General features: G+C 69.6%; 21 protein-coding genes. 17 read left to right on the forward strand and 4 right to left on the reverse strand.

Features of this window, described 5'->3' with window-relative positions:
- The first annotated feature begins 118 nt into the window (after positions 1-118).
- The 6 genes from G5B31_RS17625 (at position 119) to G5B31_RS17650 (ending at position 6,515) form a co-directional block, all read left to right on the forward strand.
- Complete coding sequence (locus G5B31_RS17625) at positions 119-1,717, forward strand: ABC transporter substrate-binding protein (RefSeq protein ID WP_165019528.1); 1,599 nt, start codon at positions 119-121, stop codon at positions 1,715-1,717.
- A 93-nt stretch (positions 1,718-1,810) separates the two neighbouring features.
- Positions 1,811-2,830: an ABC transporter permease gene (locus tag G5B31_RS17630; protein WP_240904482.1), complete on the forward strand. Its 1,020-nt coding sequence runs from the start codon at positions 1,811-1,813 to the stop codon at positions 2,828-2,830.
- 10 nt (positions 2,831-2,840) lie between these two features.
- Positions 2,841-3,746 carry an ABC transporter permease gene (locus G5B31_RS17635; RefSeq protein WP_165019530.1) on the forward strand — a complete coding sequence of 302 codons (906 nt, stop codon included), beginning with the start codon at positions 2,841-2,843 and terminating at the stop codon, positions 3,744-3,746.
- Positions 3,743-4,585: an ABC transporter ATP-binding protein gene (locus G5B31_RS17640; RefSeq protein ID WP_165019531.1), complete on the forward strand. Its 843-nt coding sequence runs from the start codon at positions 3,743-3,745 to the stop codon at positions 4,583-4,585. Before G5B31_RS17635 ends, G5B31_RS17640 begins: the two co-directional genes overlap by 4 nt.
- Positions 4,586-4,670: 85 nt before the next feature.
- Positions 4,671-5,441 (forward strand): ABC transporter ATP-binding protein, encoded by a 771-nt coding sequence (locus tag G5B31_RS17645; RefSeq protein ID WP_165019532.1) that lies wholly within the window; start codon positions 4,671-4,673, stop codon positions 5,439-5,441.
- Between the two features lie 18 nt (positions 5,442-5,459).
- Positions 5,460-6,515, forward strand: coding sequence for a dipeptidase (locus tag G5B31_RS17650; RefSeq protein WP_165019533.1), 1,056 nt, complete (start codon positions 5,460-5,462; stop codon positions 6,513-6,515).
- Between the two features lie 52 nt (positions 6,516-6,567).
- Here the strand turns inward: G5B31_RS17650 and G5B31_RS17655 are convergent, their stop codons facing one another.
- The 3 genes from G5B31_RS17655 to G5B31_RS17665 form a co-directional block, all read right to left on the reverse strand.
- Positions 6,568-9,675: an efflux RND transporter permease subunit gene (locus G5B31_RS17655; RefSeq protein ID WP_165019534.1), complete on the reverse strand. Its 3,108-nt coding sequence runs from the start codon at positions 9,673-9,675 to the stop codon at positions 6,568-6,570.
- A 1-nt stretch (position 9,676) separates the two neighbouring features.
- Positions 9,677-10,801, reverse strand: coding sequence for an efflux RND transporter periplasmic adaptor subunit (locus G5B31_RS17660; protein WP_165019535.1), 1,125 nt, complete (start codon positions 10,799-10,801; stop codon positions 9,677-9,679).
- A 147-nt stretch (positions 10,802-10,948) separates the two neighbouring features.
- Positions 10,949-11,818, reverse strand: coding sequence for a GntR family transcriptional regulator (locus tag G5B31_RS17665; RefSeq protein ID WP_165019536.1), 870 nt, complete (start codon positions 11,816-11,818; stop codon positions 10,949-10,951).
- Between the two features lie 136 nt (positions 11,819-11,954).
- Here G5B31_RS17665 and G5B31_RS17670 point away from each other — a divergent pair, with 136 nt between their 5' ends.
- The 8 genes from G5B31_RS17670 (at position 11,955) to G5B31_RS17705 (ending at position 19,980) form a co-directional block, all read left to right on the forward strand.
- Positions 11,955-13,001 (forward strand): isocitrate/isopropylmalate dehydrogenase family protein, encoded by a 1,047-nt coding sequence (locus G5B31_RS17670; protein WP_165019537.1) that lies wholly within the window; start codon positions 11,955-11,957, stop codon positions 12,999-13,001.
- A gap of 9 nt (positions 13,002-13,010) precedes the next feature.
- Positions 13,011-14,384: an acyclic terpene utilization AtuA family protein gene (locus G5B31_RS17675; RefSeq protein WP_165019538.1), complete on the forward strand. Its 1,374-nt coding sequence runs from the start codon at positions 13,011-13,013 to the stop codon at positions 14,382-14,384.
- The gene (locus G5B31_RS17680) at positions 14,377-14,679 is read left to right on the forward strand and encodes a DUF4387 domain-containing protein (RefSeq protein ID WP_165019539.1); all 303 of its coding nucleotides are present in this window, start codon (positions 14,377-14,379) and stop codon (positions 14,677-14,679) included. Before G5B31_RS17675 ends, G5B31_RS17680 begins: the two co-directional genes overlap by 8 nt.
- A 354-nt stretch (positions 14,680-15,033) precedes the next feature.
- The gene (locus tag G5B31_RS17685; protein ID WP_165019540.1) at positions 15,034-15,984 is read left to right on the forward strand and encodes a tripartite tricarboxylate transporter substrate binding protein; all 951 of its coding nucleotides are present in this window, start codon (positions 15,034-15,036) and stop codon (positions 15,982-15,984) included.
- Between the two features lie 28 nt (positions 15,985-16,012).
- On the forward strand, positions 16,013-16,486 hold the full coding sequence (locus G5B31_RS17690) for a tripartite tricarboxylate transporter TctB family protein (protein WP_165019541.1): 474 nt from the start codon (positions 16,013-16,015) through the stop codon (positions 16,484-16,486).
- 2 nt (positions 16,487-16,488) lie between these two features.
- Positions 16,489-18,000, forward strand: coding sequence for a tripartite tricarboxylate transporter permease (locus G5B31_RS17695; RefSeq protein ID WP_165019542.1), 1,512 nt, complete (start codon positions 16,489-16,491; stop codon positions 17,998-18,000).
- A 7-nt stretch (positions 18,001-18,007) separates the two neighbouring features.
- Entirely contained in the window at positions 18,008-19,042 is a 1,035-nt protein-coding gene (locus G5B31_RS17700) for an AbrB family transcriptional regulator (RefSeq protein WP_165019543.1), read from the forward strand.
- A 56-nt stretch (positions 19,043-19,098) separates the two neighbouring features.
- Positions 19,099-19,980, forward strand: coding sequence for a bestrophin family protein (locus tag G5B31_RS17705; protein ID WP_165019544.1), 882 nt, complete (start codon positions 19,099-19,101; stop codon positions 19,978-19,980).
- 19 nt (positions 19,981-19,999) lie between these two features.
- On the opposite strand, the gene G5B31_RS17710 is transcribed toward G5B31_RS17705, so the two are convergent.
- The gene (locus tag G5B31_RS17710; RefSeq protein WP_165019545.1) at positions 20,000-20,905 is read right to left on the reverse strand and encodes a MurR/RpiR family transcriptional regulator; all 906 of its coding nucleotides are present in this window, start codon (positions 20,903-20,905) and stop codon (positions 20,000-20,002) included.
- Positions 20,906-21,093: 188 nt separating this feature from the next.
- Between G5B31_RS17710 and G5B31_RS17715 the strand changes: the two genes are divergently transcribed.
- Genes G5B31_RS17715 through G5B31_RS17725 form a run of 3 tightly spaced genes read left to right on the forward strand, consistent with a single transcriptional unit; the run spans position 21,094 to position 24,039 of the window.
- Positions 21,094-21,600, forward strand: a complete 507-nt coding sequence (locus tag G5B31_RS17715) for a TRAP transporter small permease subunit (protein ID WP_165019546.1) — start codon at positions 21,094-21,096, stop codon at positions 21,598-21,600.
- Entirely contained in the window at positions 21,600-22,943 is a 1,344-nt protein-coding gene (locus G5B31_RS17720) for a TRAP transporter large permease subunit (protein WP_165019547.1), read from the forward strand. The genes G5B31_RS17715 and G5B31_RS17720 overlap by 1 nt, the downstream gene beginning before the upstream one ends.
- Before the next feature lie 55 nt (positions 22,944-22,998).
- Positions 22,999-24,039: a TRAP transporter substrate-binding protein gene (locus tag G5B31_RS17725; protein WP_165019548.1), complete on the forward strand. Its 1,041-nt coding sequence runs from the start codon at positions 22,999-23,001 to the stop codon at positions 24,037-24,039.
- Positions 24,040-24,161: the final 122 nt, after the last annotated feature.

Genomic DNA, 24,161 nt, shown 5'->3' on the forward strand with positions numbered 1-24,161 from the left:
GCCCCTCCCCGCCCCCGGAGGATTGTCATTGACAGTTGAACCCGCGGTTTGTCCAATCGGTCAAGGAACGGGTCCAGAGAACTGAGTCCCGAAGAAGCACAACAATGGGGAGTTGCACATGAACCTGAAGCATGGAGCCTGCCGTGCGGCAGTCCTGGCGGCGCTGATGGCGGGGGCCGCGCCGGCGGCGCTGTTCGCCGAGACGCCGGCCGACACGCTGGTCATCGCCGATGCGATCGACGACATCGTGTCGATCGACCCGCACGAGGCCTTCGAGTTCTCGGGCCTCGACCTGGCGAACAACCTCTACGACACGCTGATCGAACTGGACCCGACCAAGCCGGGCGAGCTGGTCCCCGGCCTGGCCGAAAGCTGGTCGGTCAGCGAGGACGGGCTGACCTATACCTTCAAGATCAAGTCCGGCATCACCTTCTCCTCCGGCAACCCGCTGACGGCCGAGGACGTGGCCGGCTCGCTGCGCCGGGTGATCAAGATCGACAAGACCCCCGCCTTCATCCTGGCCCAGTTCGGCTTCACCGCCGAGAACGTCGACCAGATGATCGCCTTCGAGGGCGACACCGTCACCATCACCACCGACAAGGTCTATGCGCCGACCTTCTTCTACAACTGCCTGACCGCGGGCGTGGCCAATATCGTCGACATGAAGACGGTGATGGCGAACGAGGCCGACGGCGACATGGGCAACAACTGGCTGAAGTCGAACTCGGCCGGGACCGGGGCCTATGTGCTGAAAAGCTACAAGCAGAACGAGGGCTATATCCTCGAGGCGCGCGAGGGCCACTGGCGCGGCGATGCCAAGATCAAGAACGTCTTCATGCAGCACGTGCCGGAAGGCGCGACCGAGCGGCTGCTGCTGGAGAAGGGCGACATCGACATCGCCCGCGCGCTGACGCCCACCGATGTGGAAGGGCTGTCGGGCAATGCCGACATCAAGATCACCACCGACAGCGGCGGCCAGATCTACTATCTGGCGATGAACCAGAAGGTCGAGGCGCTGGCCAATCCGAAGGTGCTGGACGCGATGCGGTGGGCGGTGGACTACACCGGCATGGCCGACACCATCCTGAAAGGCCAGTGGCAGGTGCACCAGGCCTTCCTGCCCTCGGGCTTCCTCGGCGCGCTGGACGAGACGCCCTATGCGCTCGACATCGAGAAGGGCAAGGCGCTGATGGCGGAATCGGGGGTGGAACTGCCGCTGAAGGTCAGCATGACCGTCCGCAACAACCAGGAGCGGATGGACATCGCCCAGTCGATCCAGAACACCTTCGCCCAGATCGGCATCGAGCTGACGCTGGACGTGGGCGACGGCGCGCAGGTGCTGGACAAGTATCGCGCCCGCCAGCACGACATCACCCTGCAGACCTGGGGGCCGGACTATCCCGACCCGCACACCAATGCCTCGACCTTCGCCATGAACCCCGACAACTCGGACGAGGCCAAGGCGACCGGCTACCTGGCCTGGCGCACCGCCTGGGACCCGGGCGAGTTGGGGGCGCTGGCCGAGGCCGCGGTGGCCGAGATGGACGGCGAGAAGCGGGCGGCGATGTATAAGGAGCTGCAGGAGAAGCACCGCGACGATTCCGCCTTCGTGCTGATGTTCCAGCAGCTGCAGCAGACCGGCCTGCGCGGCAATGTCGAAGGCTTCTACACCGGCGGGGCGGTCGATTCCGCCTCCTACTGGCTGGTCACCAAGTAAGGCCGGGACCGGCGCGGCGGGGTTCGCCGCCGCGCCGGTCCGCATCCGATGACCGAGAGTCCCCACGCTTCCCGGCCCTCGCGGCTGCGGCCCATGGTCTTCGCATTGGGCGGCGGCCTCCTCACCCTGGCGCTGACGCTGCTGGGGCTGTTGCTCTTCACCTTCGTGATCTCGCGCGTGGTGCCGATCGACCCGCTGCTGTCGATCCTGGGCGAACGCGCCACCGCCGCGCAGTATGAGGCGGCGCGGCTGGCGCTCGGCCTCGACGAGCCGATGTGGAAGCAGTTCCTGATCTACCTGGGCGACGCGCTGCAGGGCGACCTCGGCACCTCGATCCGCTCGCGCCAGCCGGTGCTGAGCGAGGTCGCCCACCGCTTCCCCGCCACGCTGGAGCTGGCGACCTTGGGAACGCTTTTCGGCGTGATCACCGGCGTTCCGGCCGGAGTGCTGGCGGCGACGCGGCCCGGCAGCATCGCCGACCAGGTGGTGCGGGTGGTCGGGCTGATGGGCTATTCGATGCCGGTGTTCTGGCTGGGGCTGATCGGCCTGCTGGTCTTCTACGGCCAGCTGGACTGGGTGGCCGGGCCGGGGCGGCTGGACGCCACCTACCAGATGATGCTGGAGTTCCAGATGACCCAGTATACCGGGATGATCCTCTTGGATTCCGCGCTGAACGGCGCCTGGGACATGTTCCGCAACGCGCTGTCCCATATCGTGCTGCCCGCTGCGCTCCTGGGTTACATATCGATGGCCTATATCAGCCGGATGACCCGCAGCTTCATGATGAACGAGCTTTCGCAGGAGTATATCACCACCGCCCGGGTGAAGGGGATGCCGGAATGGCGGGTGGTCTGGGTCCATGCCATGCGCAACGTGCTGGTGCCGCTGATCACCGTCATCGCCCTCAGCTACGCCTACCTGCTGGAAGGCTCGGTGCTGACCGAGACCATCTTCGCCTGGCCCGGCCTCGGCAGCTACATCACCGATGCGCTGTTCGCCGCCGACATGCCCGCCGTGCTTGGCGGCACCGTGGTGGTGGGCGTGGCCTTCGTCACCCTGAACATGGCCAGCGACATCCTCTACCGGCTGGTCGACCCGAGGGCCCGGGCATGAGAGGTCTGGCATGAGCACGCTCCGCGCCTGGCTGACCGACCCCAGCCCGACCTCGCGCCGGCAGGCGAGGCTGGGGCAGAGCTACCTCGCCTGGCTGCGCATCCGCAGGAACCGGCTGGCGATGGCGGGGCTGGTGATCGTCGGCCTCTTGCTGCTGGTCGCCGCCTTCGCGCCGCTGATCGCGCCGCACGACCCGCTGGTGCAGGACCTGTCGCGCCGCCTGCTGCCGCCGGGGACGCCGGGCAATCTGCTGGGCACCGACGACTTCGGCCGCGACATCCTCTCGCGCATCCTCTACGGCGCGCGGATCACGCTTTACATCATCGCGCTGGTGGCGGTGACGGCCCCTGTCCTCGGCCTGCTGATCGGCACCGTCGCCGGCTATTTCGGCGGCTGGGTCGATGCGGTGCTGATGCGGATCACCGACATCTTCCTGGCTTTCCCGCGGCTGATCCTGGCGCTGGCGCTGGTCGCCGTGCTCGGCCCCGGGATCGGCAATGCCGTCCTTGCCATCGCCCTGACCGCCTGGCCGCCCTATGCCCGGATCGCAAGGGCCGAGACGCTGACCGTCCGCAATTCCGACTACATCGCCGCCGTGCGGCTGCAAGGCGCCGGGGCGGGGCGGATCATCTGGGGCCATATCGTGCCGATGTGCCTGCCCTCGGTGATCATCCGGGTGACGCTGGACATGGCCGGCGTGATCCTGATCGCCGCGGGTCTGGGCTTCCTCGGCCTCGGGGTGCAGCCGCCGATGCCGGAATGGGGACTGATGATCTCCTCCGGCCGCAAGTTCCTGTTCGAGCAATGGTGGGTCGCCACCATGCCCGGCCTTGCGATCTTCCTCGTCTCGCTCGGCTTCAACCTCTTGGGCGACGGGCTGCGCGACGTGCTGGACCCGAGGAGCGCGGGGAAATGAGCCTGCTCGAAGTCCAGAACCTGCGGGTGACCTTCGACACCGAGACCGGCCCGGTGCAGGCGGTGCGGGGCGTGTCCTTCTCGCTCGGCCGTGAACGGCTGGGGATCGTCGGCGAAAGCGGCTCGGGCAAGACCATGACCGGCCGGTCGGTGCTGCGGCTGATCCGCCCGCCGGGCCGGATCGCGGCCGACCGGATGGTCTTCGACGGGCAGGACCTGATGCGCGCCTCGGAACGCGACATGCGCGCCCTGCGCGGCAAGCGCATCGGCATGGTGATGCAGGACCCGAAATACAGCCTGAACCCGGTGATGACCGTGGGCGAGCAGCTGACCGAGGGCCTGCGCCGCCGCGACCGCATCCGCGGCGCCGAGGCCCGCGCCAAGGCCGTCGCCGCGCTGGAGGCGGTGCAGATCCGCGACCCGGACCGGGTGATGGCGGCCTATCCGCACGAACTGTCGGGCGGGATGGGCCAGCGGGTGATGATCGCGATGATGCTGATCCCGGAACCCGACCTCCTGATCGCCGACGAGCCGACCTCGGCGCTGGATGTCACCGTGCAGGCCGAGGTGCTGTCGATCCTCGACGCGCTGGTGCGCGACCGCGGCATGGGGCTGATCTTCATCAGCCACGACCTGCGGCTGGTCGGCCGCTTTTGCGACCGGGTGCTGGTGATGTTCAAGGGCCGGGTGGTGGAGGAACTGGAGGCCAGGCGCCTGACCGAGGCGCGGCATCCCTATACCCGCGGGCTGCTGAACTGCCTGCCCCGCATCGGCGGCCCGCGCGAGCCCTTGCCGGGGCTGGACCGTTCCGGCGATTGGGCGAAGGAGGGTGCAGCATGAGCGCGCCTCGTCCCACCCGCGCCGGAGATCGCGCGATCTCCGTTACGATTTCCGCGCGGAAATCGTCGCCGGGAAAGGCCGCGCCATGGGCCTGATCGAGATCGAGAACCTCTCCGTCACCTTCCGCGCCAAGGGCCGCGAGGTGCGGGCGGTGGAAGGCGTCAGCCTGACCGTGGGCGAGCGGGAAAGCTACGGGCTGGTCGGCGAAAGCGGCTCGGGCAAGTCCACCATCCTGCGGGCGATCTGCGGCATGGCCCCGGTGACCGGCGGGCAGATCCGCATCGGCGGCGAGGCGCTGCGGATGCCGCGCGGCCCGGGCTTCAGCCGCCGGGTGCAGATGGTGTTCCAGGACCCCTATGCCAGCCTGCACCCCCGCCACACCATCGACCGGACGCTGTCGGAACCGCTGGCGATCCACCGCATCGGCGGCTCGGATGCGAAGGTGGTGAAGGCGCTGACCGATGTCGGCCTGCCGGCCAGCTTCCGCTTCCGCTACCCGCACCAGCTGTCCGGCGGCCAGCGCCAGCGGGTCGCCATCGCCCGGGCGCTGATGCTGGAGCCGTCGATCCTGCTGCTGGACGAACCGACCTCGGCGCTGGATGCCTCGGTGCAGGCCGAGGTGCTGAACCTGCTGACCCGGCTGCGCGAGGAACGCGGGCTGACCTTCCTGATGGTCAGCCACGACCTCGCCGTGATCGACCATATGTGCGACCGGGTGCTGGTGATGCAGCACGGCCGCGCGGTGGAGGAACTGGCGCGCGACGACCTTGCCGCGGCCCGGATGACCACGGCCTATGCCCGCAGCCTGTTCGAGGCCAGCGCCGACCGGATGCTGGACCCGGCGAAAGCGCCCTGACACCCCGGAGAGACCCCGATGATCCCCGTCTTCGACGGCCACAACGACCTGCTCTACCGCCTGCTGGAGGCCCCCGGGCGGCGGGAGGAAATCTTCCTGACCGGCACCGGCGAAGGCCATCTCGACCTGCCGCGGATGCGCGCTGCGGGCTTTGCCGGCGGCTTCTTCGCCATCTACCTGCCCTCGCCGCAGGCCCATGACGACGCCGAGCATCAGGCGCAGATGGAGCGCCCGCCCTACCGCCTGCCGCTGCCCGACCTGCTGCCGCAGCCACAGTCGCTCGCCACCGCGGCGACGCTGGCCGGGCATCTGCTGTGGATGGAACGCGCCAGCCAAGGCGCCTTCCGCCTCTGCCGGACCACGGCGGACATCCGTTCTGCCATGGCCGAGGGCGCGGTGGCGGCGGTGATGCACATGGAGGGCGCCGAGGCCATCGACGAAGGGCTCGACGCGCTGCACCTGTTCCACGCCGTCGGCCTGCGGTCGCTCGGCCCGGTCTGGAGCCGCCCCACCGCCTTCGGCCATGGCGTGCCCTTCGCCTTTCCCTCCAGCCCCGACACCGGCCCGGGCCTGACCGAGGCCGGCAAGCGGCTGGTCCGCGAATGCAACGCCCTGCGGATCATGCTGGACCTCAGCCACCTGAATGAAGCCGGCTTCGATGACGTGGCGCGGCTCAGCGACGCGCCCTTGGTCGCCACCCATTCCAATGCCCATGCGGTGACGCCGTCGAGCCGCAACCTGACCGACCGGCAGCTGGCGATGATTCGCGACTCCGGCGGCATGGTCGGGCTGAACTTCTCGGTCAGCTTCCTGCGGGAGGACGGGCGGCGGGTGGCGGAAACCGGCTGGGACCCGGTGCTGCGGCACATGGACCACCTGCTGGACCGTCTCGGCGAGGACCACCTCGGCTTCGGCTCGGACTTCGACGGCTGCACCACGCCGGAGGTGATCGGCGATGCCACCGGCCTGCCCCGGCTGATCGAGGCGCTGGCGGCGCATGGCTACGGCCGGCCGCTGCTGGAGAAGCTGGCGCACGGCAACTGGCTGCGGCTGTTGCAGCGGACCATCGGGTGAGGGGTGCCGCGGTGGGGTAAAACCCCACCCTACCGATGGCGTAGGGCGGGGTTCACCCCGCCGCCCCGGGCTCCGGCTCCTGCGCCGCGCGCATCTCCTGATCCAGCAGCACCTGCTCGTGGCTGCGGGGCCGGGCCAGGCCGGCCAGCAGCAGATAGGCAACCGGGGTGATGTAAAGCGTCGCCAAGGTCGCCAGCCCCAGCCCGCCGACGATGATCCAGCCGAGGACCGAGCGCGCCTCGGCCCCTGCCCCCTGCGCCAGCACCAAGGGCAGGCCGCCCAGAACGGTGGCGATCATCGTCATCATCACCGGGCGCAGCCGGATCGTCGCCGATCGCTCGATGGCCTGCCGCACCGTCGCCCCGCGCTCGCGCAGCTGGTCGGCGAATTCCACGATCAGGATGCCGTTCTTGGCCATGATCCCCACCAGCAGCACCAGTCCGATCTGCGAATAGACGTTCAGGCTGCCCCCGGTCGCCAGCATCGCGAAGACCGCGCAGGCCAGCCCCAAAGGCACCGTCGCCATCACGATCACGGCGGAGACGAAGCTTTCGAACTGCGCCGCCAGCACCAGGAAGACCACCGCCAGCGCGATGCCGAAGGTGGCGGCCAGGCCCGAGGAGGTCTCGCCCAAAGTCGCCGCCTCGGCCAGCGGCACGATGCGCATGTCGGCGGTCAGCAGCGGCGCGGCCATCGCCTGCACCTCGGCCAGCGCATCGCCGAGCGCCAGCTCGGGCGACAGCCCCGCCGTCACCGGCACCGCCCGCATCTGCGATTCCCGCTGCAGCTCGGGCGCCACCGCGCGTTCGGTCAGGGTGGCGAAGGTCGAGATCGGCACCATCTGCCCTGCGCTGGAGGGGACGAAGATCCGCTCCAGGTCGCCGGGGTCGTTCACCGGGTCGGTGGTGGAGACCAGCCGGATGTCGAAGCTGTCGTCGTCCAGGAACAGCGTCCCCACGGTGCGGCCGTCCAGCACCGCCTGCAGCGCCTCGCCCATGCCGTCGATGTTGACGCCAAGGTCCTCGGCCCTTGTGCGGTCGATCTCGACGAACAGCTGCGGCTGGGTGGTGTCGTAGCCGAGCCGGACCTGGCCGTAGCGCGGATCCGCCTCCATCCGCGCCACCAGTTCCTTCGCCACCCCGGCCAGCCGGCCGTAGTCGTCGCCGACCAGCGCGAAGGACAGCCCCTGCCCCGCCCCCCGGATGCCGAGGGAATTGGGCTGGATCGCGAAGACCCGCACGCCGATCACGTCGCGCAGGCCCTGTTCCAGCCCTTCGGCGATCTCCTGCTGGCTGCGGTCGCGGTCGGCCCAGTCGGCCAGCGTCACCACGATGAAGCCGCGGTTGTCCGACCCGCCCATCCCGGCGATGGCGAAGATGCTGGTCACCTCGCCGGCGGCGCGCAGCGGTTCCACCAGCGCCTCGATCTCGCGCATCTTCTGGTTGGTGAAGTCCAGCGACACCCCCTGCGGCGCCTGCACCGAGAACAGGATGGCGGCGCGGTCCTCGGGCGGGGTCAGTTCCTGCCGCAGGAGCGGGAAGCTGGCGACGGCGACGGCGGCGAAGAGGACCGCCACGAAAGCGGCCACCAGCGGCGCGTTCAGGCAAAGGCGCAGGGTGGCGGCGTAGAGCCGGGCAAGCGCCTCGCCCAGCCGGGCGACCGGGCCATGCCCCTCGGCATGGGGGCGCAGGAAGCGGGCGGCCAGCACCGGCGTCAGCGTCAGCGCGGTGACCGAGGACAGCAGAACGGCGATGGCCAGCGTGAAGCCGAATTCGCGGAACAGCCCGCCGGTCTGGCCGGGCAGGAACGACAGCGGCACGAAAACCGCCGCCAGCGTGGTGGTGGTGGCGAGGACGGCGAAGAACACCTGCTCGGTCCCCAGCACGGCGGCGGCGCGGGCGCCCATGCCTTCGGACCGGCGCCGGACGATGTTCTCCAGCACCACGATGGCGTCGTCCACCACGATGCCGGTGGCCAGCACCAGCGCCAAGAGCGTCAGGATGTTGACCGAGAACCCGGCCAGCCAGATCGCCGCCAGCGTGCCGACCAGCGCCACCGGGATCGCCACCAGCGGGATCAGCGTGGCGCGGGCGTCGCGCAGGAACAGGAAGATCACCGCCGTCACCACCAGCACCGACAGGCCGAGGGCGATCTCCACCTCATGGATGGCGCCGTTGATGAAATCGGCGCTGTCCGAAGTGATGAACATCCGCACGTCGTCGGGCAACAGCGGCTGCAGCTCTGCCACCACCTCGCGCACCGCGGCCGAGATCGCCAGCGTGTTGCCGTTGGCCTGCCGGATGATGCCGAGGCCGATCCCGGTCTCGCCGTTCGAGCGCAGGATCGAGGCCCCCGGCTCCGGCCCCAGCGTCACCTGCGCCACGTCGCCCAGACGGACATCGCCCGCGACAGTCAGCGCCTCCATCTGCTCGGCGGTGCGGATGGCGGCGGTGGTGCGGACCATCAGGCTCTGCCGGTCCGAGGACAGCGCGCCGGCGGGGGAGTCGAAGGCCACGTCGCCGAGCGTGCTGCGCAGGTCGGCCAGCGTCAGGCCGCGGGCGGCCAGTTGCATCATGTCCACGTCGACCCGGAACACCAGGCCGCGGTCGCCGAAGATCTGCAGGTCGGCCACGCCGGGGGCGGACAGGAGGCGGGTCTCGGCCAGATCGGTGACAAGCTTGGTCAGGTCCTCGGCGCTGCGGCGCGAGGAGGTGACGGCGATGCGCAGCACCGCGTCGGAATCGGCGTCGGCCTTCACCACCCGCGGCGCCTCGGCATCGTCGGGCAGGCTGTTGGTCACCCGCGCCACCGCATCGCGCAGGTCGGTGGCGGCCACGTCCAGATCGACGTCGTCGCGGAATTCCACCGTGACGCGCGAAGATCCGAAGCGCGAGGAGGAGGAGATCGACTTCACCCCCGCCACCCGGCCCGCCGCGCCCTCGATCACCGCGGTCAGCTCGCGGTCGATGGTCTCGGGCGCGGCGCCGGGATAGGCGGTGGAGACGGTGACGACCGGGCGGTCCACGTCCGGCAGTTCGCGCACGTCGGCGCCCAGGAGGCCGGCGAGGCCGGCCAGCACGATCAGCGCGTTCAGCACGAAGGCCAGGATCGGGCGGCGGATGAACAGCGCGGTGCGCGATCCCTGCGGTGCGGCCTCCATCTCAGCTGCCCCCCGGGGTGACCAGTGCCTCGGCGCCCGGGCGCAGGGCCTGCACGCCCTCGGTCACCACCAGGTCGCCCGGCTCCAGCGCGGTTTCCACCAGCACGGCATCGGCGTTGCGTTGCAGGATGCGGATCGGCAGCTGCACCGCCCGGCCGGCGCGGATCACCCAGACGAAGGCGCCCTCGGAGCCCCACTGGATCGCCAGCGGGTCGACGGCAGGATATTCCTCGCCGGTGAATTCCAGCGCCACGCGGAAGGCCATGCCGGCGCGCAGACTGTCGCCCGCGTTGTCGATCCGGGCCTGCACCCGCAGGGTGCGGCTGGTCTCGTCCACCCGGTTGTCGATGGCGGTGATCCGGCCCTCGATCGGCCGATTGGGGGCCGAGACGGCATGGGCCTGCACCGGATCGCCCAGCCGGATCAGCGCCGCCACCCGCTCCGGCACCCGGAAGTCGATGATCAGGGCCGAGCGGTCCTCGATCCGCGTCACCTCGGTCGAGGGGGTGATCAGGTCGCCGACCTGCACCTCGATCAGCCCGACCACACCGGCGATGGGGGCGGTCAGCCGGTGGTCGGCCAGGTCGCGGCGGGCCGATTGCAGCGCCAGTTCCGCGGTGCGCAGCGCCAGTTCGGCATCCTGCCGCTGCAGGGTGGTGGCCGTGCCCGAGCCGGTCAGCCGGTCCACCCGCTCCAGCGTGGAGCGGGCGTCGGCCAGCACCAGCTCGGCCCGTTCGACCGCCAGCTGCGCGGCCTCGGCATCCAGTTCGGCAATCAGGTCGCCGGCCTGCACCCCGTCGCCCGGCACCGCCTTCAGCGCCAGCAGCCGGCCCGAGACGCCGGGGGCCAGTGCCACCGACTGCACCCCGCGGGCCGAGCCGATGGCGGTGATCACGTCGCGCAGCACCTGGCGTTCGGCCGCGGCGGCGACGACCGGGGTCGCGGGCGGGCTGTAGCCCTCGGCGGCCTCGGCCCGGTCGGGCGGCACCAGCCCCATCGCGGCCATCGGGTGCAGAAGGCCGATGCGGTCCAGCATCGGGTGGCTGGCGGGAAGGAAACGGGCGGCCAGCGGCACCGCGGCCAGTCCCAGGGCCGCGACCACCAGAAGCTGGGAAATGATCCTCATGCGGGCCGTGGTCCTTCCTGTGTCGGTGGGGGGCCTTGGCGCATGATAGGGCCTCGGCGCCGGAGGGAAAGCCGTCTCTCGCGGATGTGAGGGCGGCCGGGGGCGGGGCGGGCAGCATCGCCCGTCACAGGCTTCTACGCCCCGGCGTCAGATTTCCGGCGCCTTGATCGGGCCGAGGGCGGCAAGATGCCGATGCATCAGCTCTGCCGCCTGTTCCCGCCGGCCGTCGAGGATCAGGTCCAGCATCCGCACATGCTCGGCGCAGCGCGCCCGCGCCTGCTCGCGGTCCACCGTCTGGCGGTATTCGATCAGCCGCCGCAGCCGGTTCACCCGGCGCAGCGCGTCGATGAAGAAGGCATTGCCGCTGCAGTCGCAGATCGCCTCGTGCAGGGCGGAGTTCACCTGGAACAGCTGCACCGCCGAGATGGTCAGCACCTCGCCCGCCACCAGCCGCCGCTGCATCTCCAGCTGCAGCTCCAGTTCCGGGACGTCGGCACGGAAGCCGGGATCGCGCAGGGCGGCGGGTTCGATGGCCTGCCGGAAGGTGTAGCTTTGCCGGTAGGTCTGCATCGAGGTCAGCACCGGCAGGAAGCGCCAGCCGTTGCCGGGCAGGCGTTCGGCCCAGCCTTCCTCGGCCATGCGGCGCAAGAGGGCCTGCATCCGCGGCCTCGTGGAGCCGTAGCGGCGGATCAGCTCGTTCTCGCTGATGCGGTCGGGGATGCCGCCCGCCAGCCGGTCGCGGGCGATGGCGAGATAGGTCTCCTCGTCGCCGTCCGTCGCCGGCGCCTCGGCCAGGACTTCGGCCGCCGCCGCATCGGCCACCCGCAGGCTGCCGCGAGCGCCCTTCGCCAGCACCCCGGCCTCTCGCAATTCGTTCAGCGCCACCCGGACCGGCGAGCGCGAGACGTGGAACCGCGCCGCCAGCGCCCGTTCCGACAGCGGCTCGTCCTCGGCCAGCCCGCCCTGCCGGATCAGGCGGGCGATTTCATGGGCAAGACTGCTGGCGATCTGGGACATCGGACCTCCGTGGGGCGGGGACAGGGTGGCATATCCGGCGGGGGATGCCAAGGCTCTGGCACTTTGCGCTTGCAAAAGCCCGACGGGAGGCGTATCGGCATTTCGTAACCGCAAAGTGCCACACGCGGAGATGACGATGCGCCTCCTTGCCCTGCCCGGCGACGGGATCGGACCCGAGATCACCGCGGCCACCCTGCGCGTCCTTGCCGCGCTGGACCTGGGGCTGGAGGTGGAAATCGCCGACATCGGCCTGAAGGCGCTGGCCGGGCAGGGCAGCACCCTGCCCGCGGGCGTGCTGCAAAAGGCGGCCGGGGCGGACGGGGTGATCCTCGGCCCTGTCTCGCATCTGGACTACCCGCCGCGCGACAAGGGCGGCATCAACCCCTCCTCCGAGCTGCGGGTGAAGCTGGACCTCTACGCCAACATCCGCCCCAACCGTTCGCGCGAGGGCCTGTCGATCCTGAAGAAGCCGATGGACCTGATCCTGGTGCGCGAGAACACCGAGGGCTTCTATTCCGACCGCAACATGTTCGCCGGCTCGGGCGAGTTCATGCCGGACGAGGACATGGCGCTGTCGGTCCGCAAGGTAACTGCGAAGGCCAGCGCAAGGGTGGCACGGGTGGCCTTCGACCTGGCGCGCGGGCGACGGCGGAAGGTGACGGCGGTGCACAAGGCCAATGTGCTGAAACTGTCGGACGGCCTCTTCCTGCGCGAGGTGCGCCGGGTGGCGGCCGACTACCCCGATGTGCAGCTGGAGGAGCTGATCGTCGATGCCGCCGCGGCGCATCTGATCCGGCGGCCGGACAGTTTCGACGTGATCGTCACCACCAACATGTTCGGCGACATCCTGTCGGACGAGGCGGCGGAACTCTCGGGCAGCCTCGGCCTCGGCGGGTCGGTCAACCGGGGCGACAGTGTTTGCGTGGCGCAGGCGCAGCACGGCTCGGCCCCCGACATCGCCGGACAGGACCGGGCCAATCCGTGCTCGCTGATCCTGTCCGCCGCGATGCTGCTGGACTGGATGGCCGCCCGCCACGGCGCGCCGAAGCTGGCCGAGGCGGGCCGCAGGATCACAGCCGCGGTAGAGGCCGTGCTGGCCGATCCGGCCGGCCGCACCGCCGATCTGGGCGGGCCCCTGGGCACCGCAGGCTTCACCGACCGCGTGATCGCGGCATTGGCATAGGAGAGCAGGATGGCAACGCGCGTATTGATCCCGACCGGGGCGCTCGGCCTCGGCTACGACCGCGAGGCGCTGGAGCGCGGCATCGCCAACCGCCCCGACATCATCGCGGTGGACGGCGGCTCCACCGACAGCGGCCCGTCCTACCTGGGCCGCGGCGTGTCGAAATACGCCCGCTCCTCGACCAAGACCGAATGGCGCGAGCTGATGCGGGCAAGGGCGCAGGCGGGCGTGCCGCTGGTGATCGGCACCGCCGGCACCTGCGGGGCGGATTCGGCGGTGGACTGGCTCCTGGACATCACCCGCGAGATCGCGGCGGAAGAGGGGATGCGGCTCAAGGTCGCCACCCTGCGCTCGGGCCAGCCGGCCGGGCGGATCAAGCAGGCGATGGCCGCCGGCCGCATCCGCCCGCTGGGGGCAGCGCCGGAGATTTCCGACGCGATCCTCGACAGCTGCAGCAACATCGTCGCGCTGGCGGGGGTGGAGCAGATCTCGGCGGCGCTGGCGACCGGGGCGGATGTGGTGATCGCCGGACGCACCACCGACACCGCGATCATCGCCGCCCTGCCGATCGGCCGCGGCGACCATCCGGGCGCGGCCTGGCACGGCGCCAAGGTCGGCGAATGCGGGGCGCTGGCGACGACGCAGCCGAACTCCGGCGTGATCCAGATCGACTTCGACGCCACCGGCTTCACCATCGAGCCGATGGCCGCGGCGGCGGCGGCCACGCCCTATACCGTCTCCGCCCATATGCTCTACGAGAATTCGGACCCCTACATCCTTTACGAACCCGGCGGGCATCTGGACGTGACCGGCTCGGACTACCGGGCGCTGGACGGCCGCAGGGTGCGGGTCGAGGGGTCGAAATGGGTGCCCGGCCGCTACACGGTGAAGCTGGAGGGCGCGCGGGTGGTGGGCTACCAGTCGGTGGGCCTCGCCGTGATCCGCGACCGGCACTACGTGGCCCATGCCCGCGAATGGGCGGCGGACATCGAGGCGCGGGTGGCCGCGAAGATCGAGGCGCGGATGGGCCTCGCGCCCGGCGACTTCGCCGTGGAGCTGCGGCTGATCGGCATCGACGCCACCCTTGGCACCCTTGAAAACCGCCGCGACCTGCCGGTGGAGGTCGGCGTCCTCGGCATCCTGACCTGCCCGACGCCGGAACAGGCGGCCGAGGCGGCGAAGATCCTGAACCCCTATCTCCTGCACCATCCGCTGACCGAAGACGAGCCGATGCCGACCTTCGCCTTCCCCTTCTCGCCCGCCGAGATGCAGCGCGGCGCGCTTTACGAATTCTGCCTGAACCATGTGATGGAACTGGACGACCCGATGGAAGCCTTCCGGCTGGAGGTGCAGGACGTCGGGCACGAGGTGGGCCATGACTGAACTGGGGCAGATCGCGCAGAAGGTCCGGTCCAAGAACGCCGGGCCGTTCTGGCTGACCATCGACATCTTCTGCGGCAGCGCCGAGGTGTTCGAGCGGGTGAGGAAGGGGCTGCGGGATGAGGAGGTCGCCCGGCTTTACGGCGTCGACCGCCAGCTGATGAAGCGCTTCGACATCGCCGACCTGAACGTGGTGAAATTCTCCTTCCCGCGGCCGCAGGTGCAGGGCACGCGAGGGGACCGCGACATGCACGGCGCGGGATGGGCCTGCCTGCTGGAGGAGATGCGGATCGACTGATTCGCCACCCCGGAGGGGCCGCGGCGGCTGGGGCGCCGCGGCCCGCCGGGAGACCGCAAGGGGCCGCCCCCTGCCGGAAGGCCGGCCCGGGGCCTTGCGAAGCCCCCTCCGCCGCAGGCCCGCGGCGGAAGACGTTGCATTTCAAGTCATTGATTACAAAAACTTTCCTCACAGGCATGAAAAGCGCGGAGCAGGCGCATCTCCGGCACAAGAAAGGTTGCCTGCCGGACCGGATTGCGTATCACTGGACGGACGACAGCCGCGGCACAGCGGCACGTCCCGGTCTTGCGGCTCCTCCTGGGTCCGGGCCCGGGTGAACGCGGGCGGAATGCCCGGACCCTATGGGAGGAAGACATGATCAGGACGATTTTCGCGGCCGCAGCCGCCGTTTCGCTGTCGGGCCTTGCGGCCCTTGCCGAGCCCGCGGTGGTGATGGCGCCGGGCGGCGCCGGCGGCGGCTATGACGCGACCGCGCGGATGCCGTTCGAGGCGATGGCCGCCGACGGCATCTTCACCGATGGCGCCACCTTCACCAACAAGGGCGGCGCGGGCGGCACCATCGGCCTGGCCGAATTCGCCGGCGCCAACCAGGGCAACGACAATGCGGTGATGTCGATGGGCGTCATCATGGTCGGCGGCATCCTGCTGAACAACTCGCCCGTCACGCTGGACGACGTGACGCCGCTGGTGCGGCTGACCAACGACACCGGCGTGATCGCCGTGGCCACCGACAGCCCGATCCAGTCAGTCGAAGATCTCGTTGCGGCGATGAAGGCCGATCTGGGCGCGGTCTCGATCGCCGGGGGGTCGGCCGGCGGCGTCGATCACATCGTGATGGCGCTTCTGGCCAAGGAGGCCGGGCTCGATCCGGCGAAGATCAACTACATCCCGCAGGAATCCGGGGCGGAAAGCGTGGTCGCCGTCGGCGGCGGCGCGGTCATGGTCGCCGTCTCGGGCATCTCCGAGTTCAAGCCGATGGCCGATGCCGGGCGGATCAAGATCATCGCCGTCACCTCGGAAGGCCGGGTCGAGGGCATCGACGCCCCCAGCCTGACCGAGGCCGGCTTCCCGGTCGTGGTCGGCAACTGGCGCGGCATCGTCGGCGCCCCGGGCATGAGCGATGCGGGCAAGGCGATGTGGCTGGACCGCTTCACCAGGATGCACGAGGGCCAGGCCTGGAAGGACATCCTCGCCAAGCAGGGCTGGGAAGACGCCTTCCTTGCCGGGGACGAGTTCGCGGCCTTCCTCGACGCCGAGAAGGAACGCACCGCCGCCGTGCTGAAGGACCTCGGGCTGATCCAGTAGCCCCCGCCGTTCCCGAAAGGACGCGACAATGACCGAACGCCCCTATTGGCTGGCGGTGGCAGTGGCAGGATGGGGCGCCATCGTGCTGTGGAAAGCCGCCGAGTTGCCGCAGTTCCACCAGTATGCCGGGATCGGGCCGGGAATGTTTCCGACCGCGATCGGGCTGGTGATGCTGTTCCTGGGCCTGCTTCTGGCCCTGCAGATCCGCCGGGGCGTCCGATTCGAGGAACAGGGCGCGGAGGACGTCAACGACGACCACCGCGTCAGCTACGCGGCGCTCGGCCTTGCCGCCGCGGCCTGCGCCCTTCCCATGGTGACGATGAAGCCCCTGGGCTTCGTCGTCACCTGCACCGGCTGCTTCGTTCTGGTCGCCGCGGCCTTCCAGTCGCGCAGCCATCTGCTGAACCTGGCCCTGGGCGCGGCGTTCTCGGTGCTGTGCTGGTGGCTTTTCCGCAAGCTGGGCGTGCAACTGGGCGGCTTCCTGCCCCTTGCGGGGGTCTGAGGATGGATCCGGTCAACGGCCTTCTGAACGGCTTTGCCGTCGCCCTTCAGCCGCAGAACCTGTTCTGGTGCTTTCTGGGCACCTTCATGGGCACCGCCATCGGCGTTCTGCCCGGGATCGGGCCGGCGCTGACCATCGCCCTGCTGCTGCCCGTCACCGTCTATATCGACCCGACCGCCGCCTTCATCATGTTCGCCGGCATCTTCTACGGCGCGATGTATGGCGGGTCGACCACCTCGATCCTGCTGAACACCCCCGGCGAGGCCGGGGCGATGATGACCGCGCTGGAGGGCAACCGCATGGCCCGCAAGGGCCGCGGCGCCGCCGCGCTCTGCACCGCCGCGCTCGGCTCCTTCGTCGCCGGCACCATCGGCACCATCGGCCTGACCTTCCTGGCCCCGCCGATCGCCGAACTGGCCTTCATCTTCAAGCCGCAGGATTATTTCGCGCTGATGCTGCTGGCCTTCCTGTCGGTCTCGGTGGTGATGGGGTCGTCCAAGGTGCGCGGCTTCATCGCGCTGTTCATCGGCCTGTCGCTCGGCGTCGTCGGTATCGACAAGGCCGGCGGGATGCAGCGGCTGACCTTCGGCGTGCCCGACCTGCTGGACGGGGTGGAGATGACGGTGGTGCTGGTCTCGCTTTTCGCCATCGGCGAGCTGCTCTATGTCTCCAGCCGCTACGGCAAGCAGATGCCGAACCTGAACCCGCTGGCCGGCGGCATCTGGATGACCCGGGAGGACTGGAAACGGTCGTGGAAGCCCTGGCTGCGCGGAGCGGCCTTCGGTTTCCCCATCGGCGCGCTGCCGGCGGGCGGGGCCGAGATCCCGACCTTCCTGTCCTATACCGTCGAGCGGAAACTGACCCGCCACCCCGAGGAATTCGGCCATGGCGCCATCGAGGGCGTGGCCGGGCCGGAGGCGGCGAACAACGCCGCCGCCGCCGGGGTGCTGGTGCCGCTTCTGACGCTCGGCCTGCCGACCTCGGCCACCGCGGCGATCCTGCTGGCGGCGTTCCAGAACTACGGGCTGCAGCCGGGGCCGCTGCTCTTCATCAACTCGGGCGATCTGGTCTGGGGGCTGATCGCCTCGCTCTATATCGGCAACCTGATGCTTCTGGTGCTGAACCTGCCGCTGGCGGGGCTGTGGGTGCGGCTCCTGTTCGTGCCGCGGCCCTATCTCTATGCGGGGATCCTGATCTTCTCGCTGGTCGGCATCTGGGGGGTGTCGAACTCCTGGGTCGATCTGGCGATGATGTTCGGCGTCGGCTGCCTCGGCTATGTGATGCGGGTCTACGACTTCCCCATCGCGCCGGTGCTGATCGGGCTGATCCTGGGCCCGATGGCCGAGGAAAAGCTGCGCGATGCGCTGGCGGCCGGTCAGGGCGATCCGCTGACGCTGGTGTCGACGCCCTTGTCGGCGGGGCTGCTGGCCATCGCCTTCCTGGTCGTGACCGTGCCCGCGCTGCTGCAATGGCGGCGGTCGCGCAGGATCGTCGAACCCGCCGACGCCGAGTAGCGCCCCGATGCTGGCCCGGTTGCGCAGACAGGCGATGACCGTCGCCATCGCCTCGGCGGGGGTGGCGGCGTTCCATCTGCTGTCGCTGCCGCTGCCGTTCCTGTTCGGCCCGATGGCGGCGTCGCTGGTCGCCGCCCTGCTGGGCGCGCGGCTGACCGGGCTGGGGCAGGTCTCGGTGGGCGCGCGGGCGGTGCTGGGGGTGGCCATCGGCGCCTCGGTCACGCCGGCGCTGGTGGCGCAGGTGCCGATGATGATGGCCTCGGTCGCGCTGGTGCCGGTCTATATCCTGATCATCGGCGCGGTCGGCTACCCGTTCTTCCGCCGCATCTGCCGCTTCGATTCCGTCACCGCCTTCTACTCCGCAATGCCGGGCGGGGCGGCCGACATGACCATCTTCGGGCAGGAGGCCGGGGCGAACGTGCGCCAGCTGTCGCTGGTCCATGCAACCCGGCTGCTGGTGATCATGATCGTCGCCCCCATCGTGCTGGTGAAGGTCTACGGCGTCACGCTCACCCACCCGGTCGGCCAGCCCGCCGGAGAACTGCCCCTGGCCGAGATGGCGATCATGGTCGCCGCCGGCCTGGTCGGCTGGAAGGGGGGCGAGCGGATCGGGCTTTTCGGCGCCGCCATCCTCGGCCCGCTGATCGTGGCGATGGTGCTGTCGCTGTCGGGCCTTCTGGAGCACCGCCCCCCGCGCGAGGCGCTGCTGGCGGCGCAGTTCCTGATCGGGATGAGCATCGGCGTCAGCTACGTCGGCGTCACCCTGCGCGAATTGCGCGACACCGTGGCAGGCGGCGCCGCCTTCGTGCTGATCCTCGCCGTGATTGCCGGGGCGATGACCGAGATCGTCACCCTCTCCGGCCTCGGCCCGCCGGTGGAGGGGTTCCTGGCCTTCACCCCCGGCGGGCAGGCCGAGATGTCGATGCTGGCGATCATCGCCGGCGCCGACCTCGGCTTCGTCATCGTCCACCACCTGACCCGCATCCTGATCGTGATCATGGGCGCGCCGGTGCTGTTCCGGTTCCTGAAGGTGAAGGGCTGACCCTTCCGCGCAGCCGCCGGGCTCTGCTATGAGGGGCCGGAACAAGGGGGCGCGGGATGATCGTCAGGGACAAGCCGGATGTCTGGGACCTGCTGACCGCGCTGCGCGGCTCCATCGTGCCGCGCATCCTGCCGCCGGTGCTGCTGCTGGCCGCCATCGCCGCCGCCGTGGTGGCGATCGACCACCGGCTGGGCCTGCTGCCCCGGCTGGACGGCTCGGCCTTCACCGTCTTCGGGATCGGGCTGTCGCTGTTCCTCGGCTTCCGCAACAACGCCGCCTACGACCGCTGGTGGGAGGCGCGCAAGCTCTGGGGCGGGCTCTTGGCCGACATGCGCAGCCTGGCGCGCGAGGCCGAGGTCTTCGTCGCCGACGAAACCACCCGCCACGACATCCTGCGCGCGGCGCTGGTCTTCCTGCACGCCCATCGCATCAACCTGCGCCGGCTGTCGCCCGCCGTGCCGGGGCAGGAGCAGGTGGCCGATGCCGCCCATCCGCCCTGCGCCGCGCTGGACAGGGTGAATGCGCTGGTGGCCGCCGCGCACCGGGACGGGCGGCTGGACGGCTTCGGCGCGCGGGCGCTGGCGGAACGGCTGGGCAGCATGGCGGCGCAGCAGGCGGGGTGCGAGCGGATCGCCAACAGCCCGCTGCCCTTCGTCTATTCGCTGCTGATCTACCGGACCAGCTATCTGTATTGCCTGCTGCTGCCGCTGGCGCTGACCGGGCCGACCGGCTGGATGACGCCGGTCTTCGTGGCGGTGGTGGCCTATATGTTCCTCGGCCTCGCCGAGGTGACCGAGGAGTTGAGCCATCCCTTCGCCGCCAGCCCGAACGGCGTGGCGCTGGACGCGATCTGCCGCGCCGCCGAGATCAGCCTGGCACCGCACCTGGGGGAAGAGCCGCCGCCGCCGCTGCAGCCGGTGGCGCATTACTTGAGCTGAGACCGCCCGGCCCATCCCGTCACGAAGAAGGGGGCAGTTCCCCCTTTCCGCCCACCTTCGGCGCGCGGAAGACCTTGGTGCGGGCGAAGAGGTCTTCCAGCCGGTTCAGCCGCGCCTGCACCTGATCGGCCAGCCGGCCCTGCACCTGCGCCAGCAGCGCCTCGATCACCACGAGGATCGAAGCGGTGGAATCCCAGGCCGCCGGCACCTCCACCGCGCAGGCCAGCACATGGCGGGCATGGCCCGCCGCGGGCGACATCCAGCGGTCGGTGATCAGCACCACCTCGGCCCCCTGCGCCGCCGCCATCTCGGCGAAATGCACCGCATTGGCCTCATATCGGCGGATGTCGAAGACCACCGCCACATCCCCCGCCCGCAGGTCCAGGAGCGCCTGCTGCCAGTCGGTCAGCACATCGGCGAGGAAGGTCACGTCGGCCCGGATCACCCGCAGCAGGGTGGCGAAATAGTCGCCATGGGCATGGGTCAGCCGCCCGCCTATCACCGTGACCCGCCGCGAAGTATCGGCCAGCAGCGCCGCCGCCGCCAGGAACTCGCGCGGGGGGATCTGGGCGATGGTGGCGTCGATGTTCGCCACCACCTGCGCGGCGAAGCCCTGCAACGGATGCGCCGCCGCCTCGCGCGCGCCCTCGGGCAGGGTCAGCGGCGCGGTCAGGAGCCGCGCCACCTCGGCCCGCAGCGCCGACTGGTAGTCGGTATAGCCGCGGAACCCCAGCTTCTGCACCAGCCGCACCACCGTGGGCGAGGAGACATCCGCCGCCCGCGCCAGCGCGGTGATCGAGCCGAGCGCCGACATCGGAAAATGCGACAGGATATGCGAGGCGGCCTGCCGCTCCGCCCGCGTCAGCTCGGGCAGCGCGGCGCGCATCCTGTCCTCGATGGTCGGCGGCGGGTCGGCGTGGTCCATCGCGGCGGCTCCTTTTCCCCGACAGAAACAAATGTAACAGAGATTCGCCAACTGGAATATTCTTGACAGAACCTGGACAGCGGGGAACGCTGGAAGAAAAATCAGGGAGTCGACTCGATCATGGCCCGCAGCCCCGCGGCACCCTTGGGTGCATCCTGCCCGCGCCTCCCGGCAACGGGGACCCGGTGATGCCCCGTTCCGCCATAGCCTTCGTCCGCATCGTCGAGGCGGTGAACTACCGCGTCGGCCGCTTCGCGATGTATCTCCTGTTCCTGCTGGCCGGCGTGCTGATGTGGTCGATCCTGGCCAAGGCCTTCGGCCGCCCGCCGCTGTGGACGCAGGAGATGGCGCAGTTCACCATGGTCAGCTACTTCGTCCTCGGCGGCGCCTATTCGCTGCAACTGGGCGCCAATGTGCGGATGGACCTGCTTTACGGCCGCTGGTCGCTGCGCAAGCAGGCGGCGGTCGATGCCGTCACCGTCTTCGCCATGATCTTCTTCCTGGGCGTGGTGCTTTACGGCGGCATCGACAGCACGATCTATGCCTTCGAGATCGGCGAGCGGTCCCGCACCGTCTGGCGGCCCTACATGGCGCCGATCAAGATCATCATCTGCTTCGGCACCTTCCTGATGATCCTGCAATCCATCGCCTACCTGATCCGCGACATCGCGCGGCTGCGCGGGGAAGAGATCTGATGCCGAACGAATATATCGCCATCGTCATGTTCGGCGGCATGCTGATCATGCTGCTGACCGGGCAGCGGGTCTTTGCGGTGATCGGCTTCGTCGGCGCGCTGGCCGGGCTGCTGCTCTGGGGCACCGGCGGGTCGGCCATTCCCTTCACCAGCACGATCAAGCTGATGAACTGGTATCCGATGCTGACCCTGCCGATGTTCGTCTGGATGGGCTACGTCATGTCGGAAACCCGCATGGCCGACGACCTTTACAAGATGTTCCACGTCTGGTTCGGCCCGGTGCCCGGCGGGCTGGCCATCGGCACGATCTTCCTGATGGTGCTGATCTCGGCGATGAACGGGCTGTCCGTCGCGGGGCTGGCCATCGGCGCCACCATCGCGCTGCCCGAGATGCTGAAGCGCGGCTACGACAAGGTGATGATCACCGGAGTGATCCAGGGCGGGTCCTCGCTCGGCATCCTGATACCGCCCTCGGTGGTGCTGGTGCTCTATGCGATGATCGCGCGGCAGCCGGTCGGGCAGCTGTGGCTGGCGGGCGTGTTCCCGGGCTTCCTGATGGCCGGGGTGTTCCTGGTCTACATCGTCATCCGCTGCGCCCGGAACCCCGCGCTCGGCCCGCCGCTGACGCCGGAAGAGCGCGCGGCCGGACAGGCCGAGAAATACCGGCTGCTGCGCGCCGGCATCCTGCCCTTCGCCATCTTCGCTGCCATGATGGGCCCCTTCATCTACGGCTGGGCCAGCCTGGTGGAAGCCTCGGTCCTCGGCGCGACCATCGCCACGCTGGTGGCGCTGGTGCGCGGGCGCTTCACCAAACGGGTGTTCGACACCTGCATGGTGCAGACTCTCGGCGTCAGCTGCATGTTCATGTGGATCATCCTGGCGGCGCTGGCCTTCGGCGCGGTCTTCGACGGCCTCGGCGCCGTGGCCGCCATCGAGGACCTGTTCCTGCAGGACCTCGGCCTGTCGCCCTGGACCATCCTGATCCTGATGCAGGTCTCGTTCCTGATCATGGGGATGTTCCTGGACGACACCGCGATGCTGGTGATCGTGGCGCCGCTCTATATCCCGCTGGTGGCGAAGCTGGACCTCGGCATGGACCCTGCCGACGTGCTGATCTGGTATGGTGTGCTCTACACCATCACCTGCCAGATCGCCTACATCACCCCGCCCTTCGGCTATAACCTTTTCCTGATGCGGGCGATGGCGCCGGACCATGTGACGCTGGCCGACATCTACCGATCCATCGTGCCGATCGTGGCGCTGATGATCCTGACGCTGGTGATCGTGATGGTCTTCCCCGAGATCGCGCTCTGGCTGCCGCATCAGGTCTACGGCGCACCCTGACCCCAACCCGAGAGGGGCGGCCGAACCGCCCCCGCCCAATCCAACGGAGGTTAACATGACGACCAGACGGAAATTCCTCAGCCATGGCGCGCTTGCCGCCGGGGCCGCAGCCCTTGCCGCCCCCGCCGTGCGGGCGCAGTCCGCGCCGATCAAGTGGCGGATGCAGACCTATGCCGGCGCCGCGCTTGGCGAGCATGTCTGCAAGCCCGCCATCGACAGCTTCAACAAGATCGCCGCCGGCCAGATGGAGATCGAACTCTACTACGCCGACCAGCTGGTCCCGACGTCCGAGCTGTTCCGGGCGATGCAGTCCGGCACCATCGACGCGGTGCAGTCGGACGACGACTCGATGCAGTCGCCGACCGAGGTGACGGTCTTCGGCGGCTACTTCCCGCTGGCGCTGCGCTACTCGCTGGATGTGCCGGTGCTGTTCAACCAATACGGGCTGAAGCAGATCTGGGAAGAGGAATATGCCAAGGTCGGCGTCCAGCACATCTCGGCCGGGTCCTGGGACCCCTGCCACTTCGCCACCAAGGACCCGATCAACAGCCTGAAGGACCTGGAGGGCAAGCGCGTCTTCACCTTCCCGACCGCGGGCCGCTTCCTGGCGCAGTTCGGCGTGGTGCCGATGCAGCTGCCCTGGGAGGACATCCAGGTCGCGCTGCAGACCGGAGAGCTGGACGGCATCGCCTGGTCGGGGATCACCGAGGACTACACCGTCGGCTGGGCCGACGTGACCAAGTATTTCCTGACCAACAACATCTCCGGCGCCTGGATCGGCCATTTCTTCGCCAACCAGGAGCGCTGGAACGAGGTGCCGGATCACCTGAAGGCGCTGATGCAGGTCTGCTTCGAGCAGTCGCACTACTACCGCCAGTGGTGGTATTGGGGCGGCGAGGCCGAGTTGCGGGTGAACGGGCCGAAGCTGCAGCTGACCTCGATCCCCGATGCCGAATGGGCCACCGTGGAACAGGCCGCCGCGACGTTCTGGGACGAGATCGCCGCCGAGTCGGAGGTCAAAGCCCGCGTGGTCGAGATCATCAAGAAATACAACGACGTGATGTCGAAGGCCGGGCGGCCCTACCGCTACGGCTGACGGCACAGGAAGGGCCGGGCGTCTTCGCGCCCGGCCCGTTCCCGGGAAGGAACGGAAGATGGCACAGGCACAGGCCGGCGACTGCTGGCCCCGCAAACCCGAGTTCGGCGGCGCCCCGGCGC

Source organism: Rhodobacter sp. SGA-6-6 (assembly GCF_011043545.1).
Taxonomy (GTDB): domain Bacteria; phylum Pseudomonadota; class Alphaproteobacteria; order Rhodobacterales; family Rhodobacteraceae; genus Pseudogemmobacter.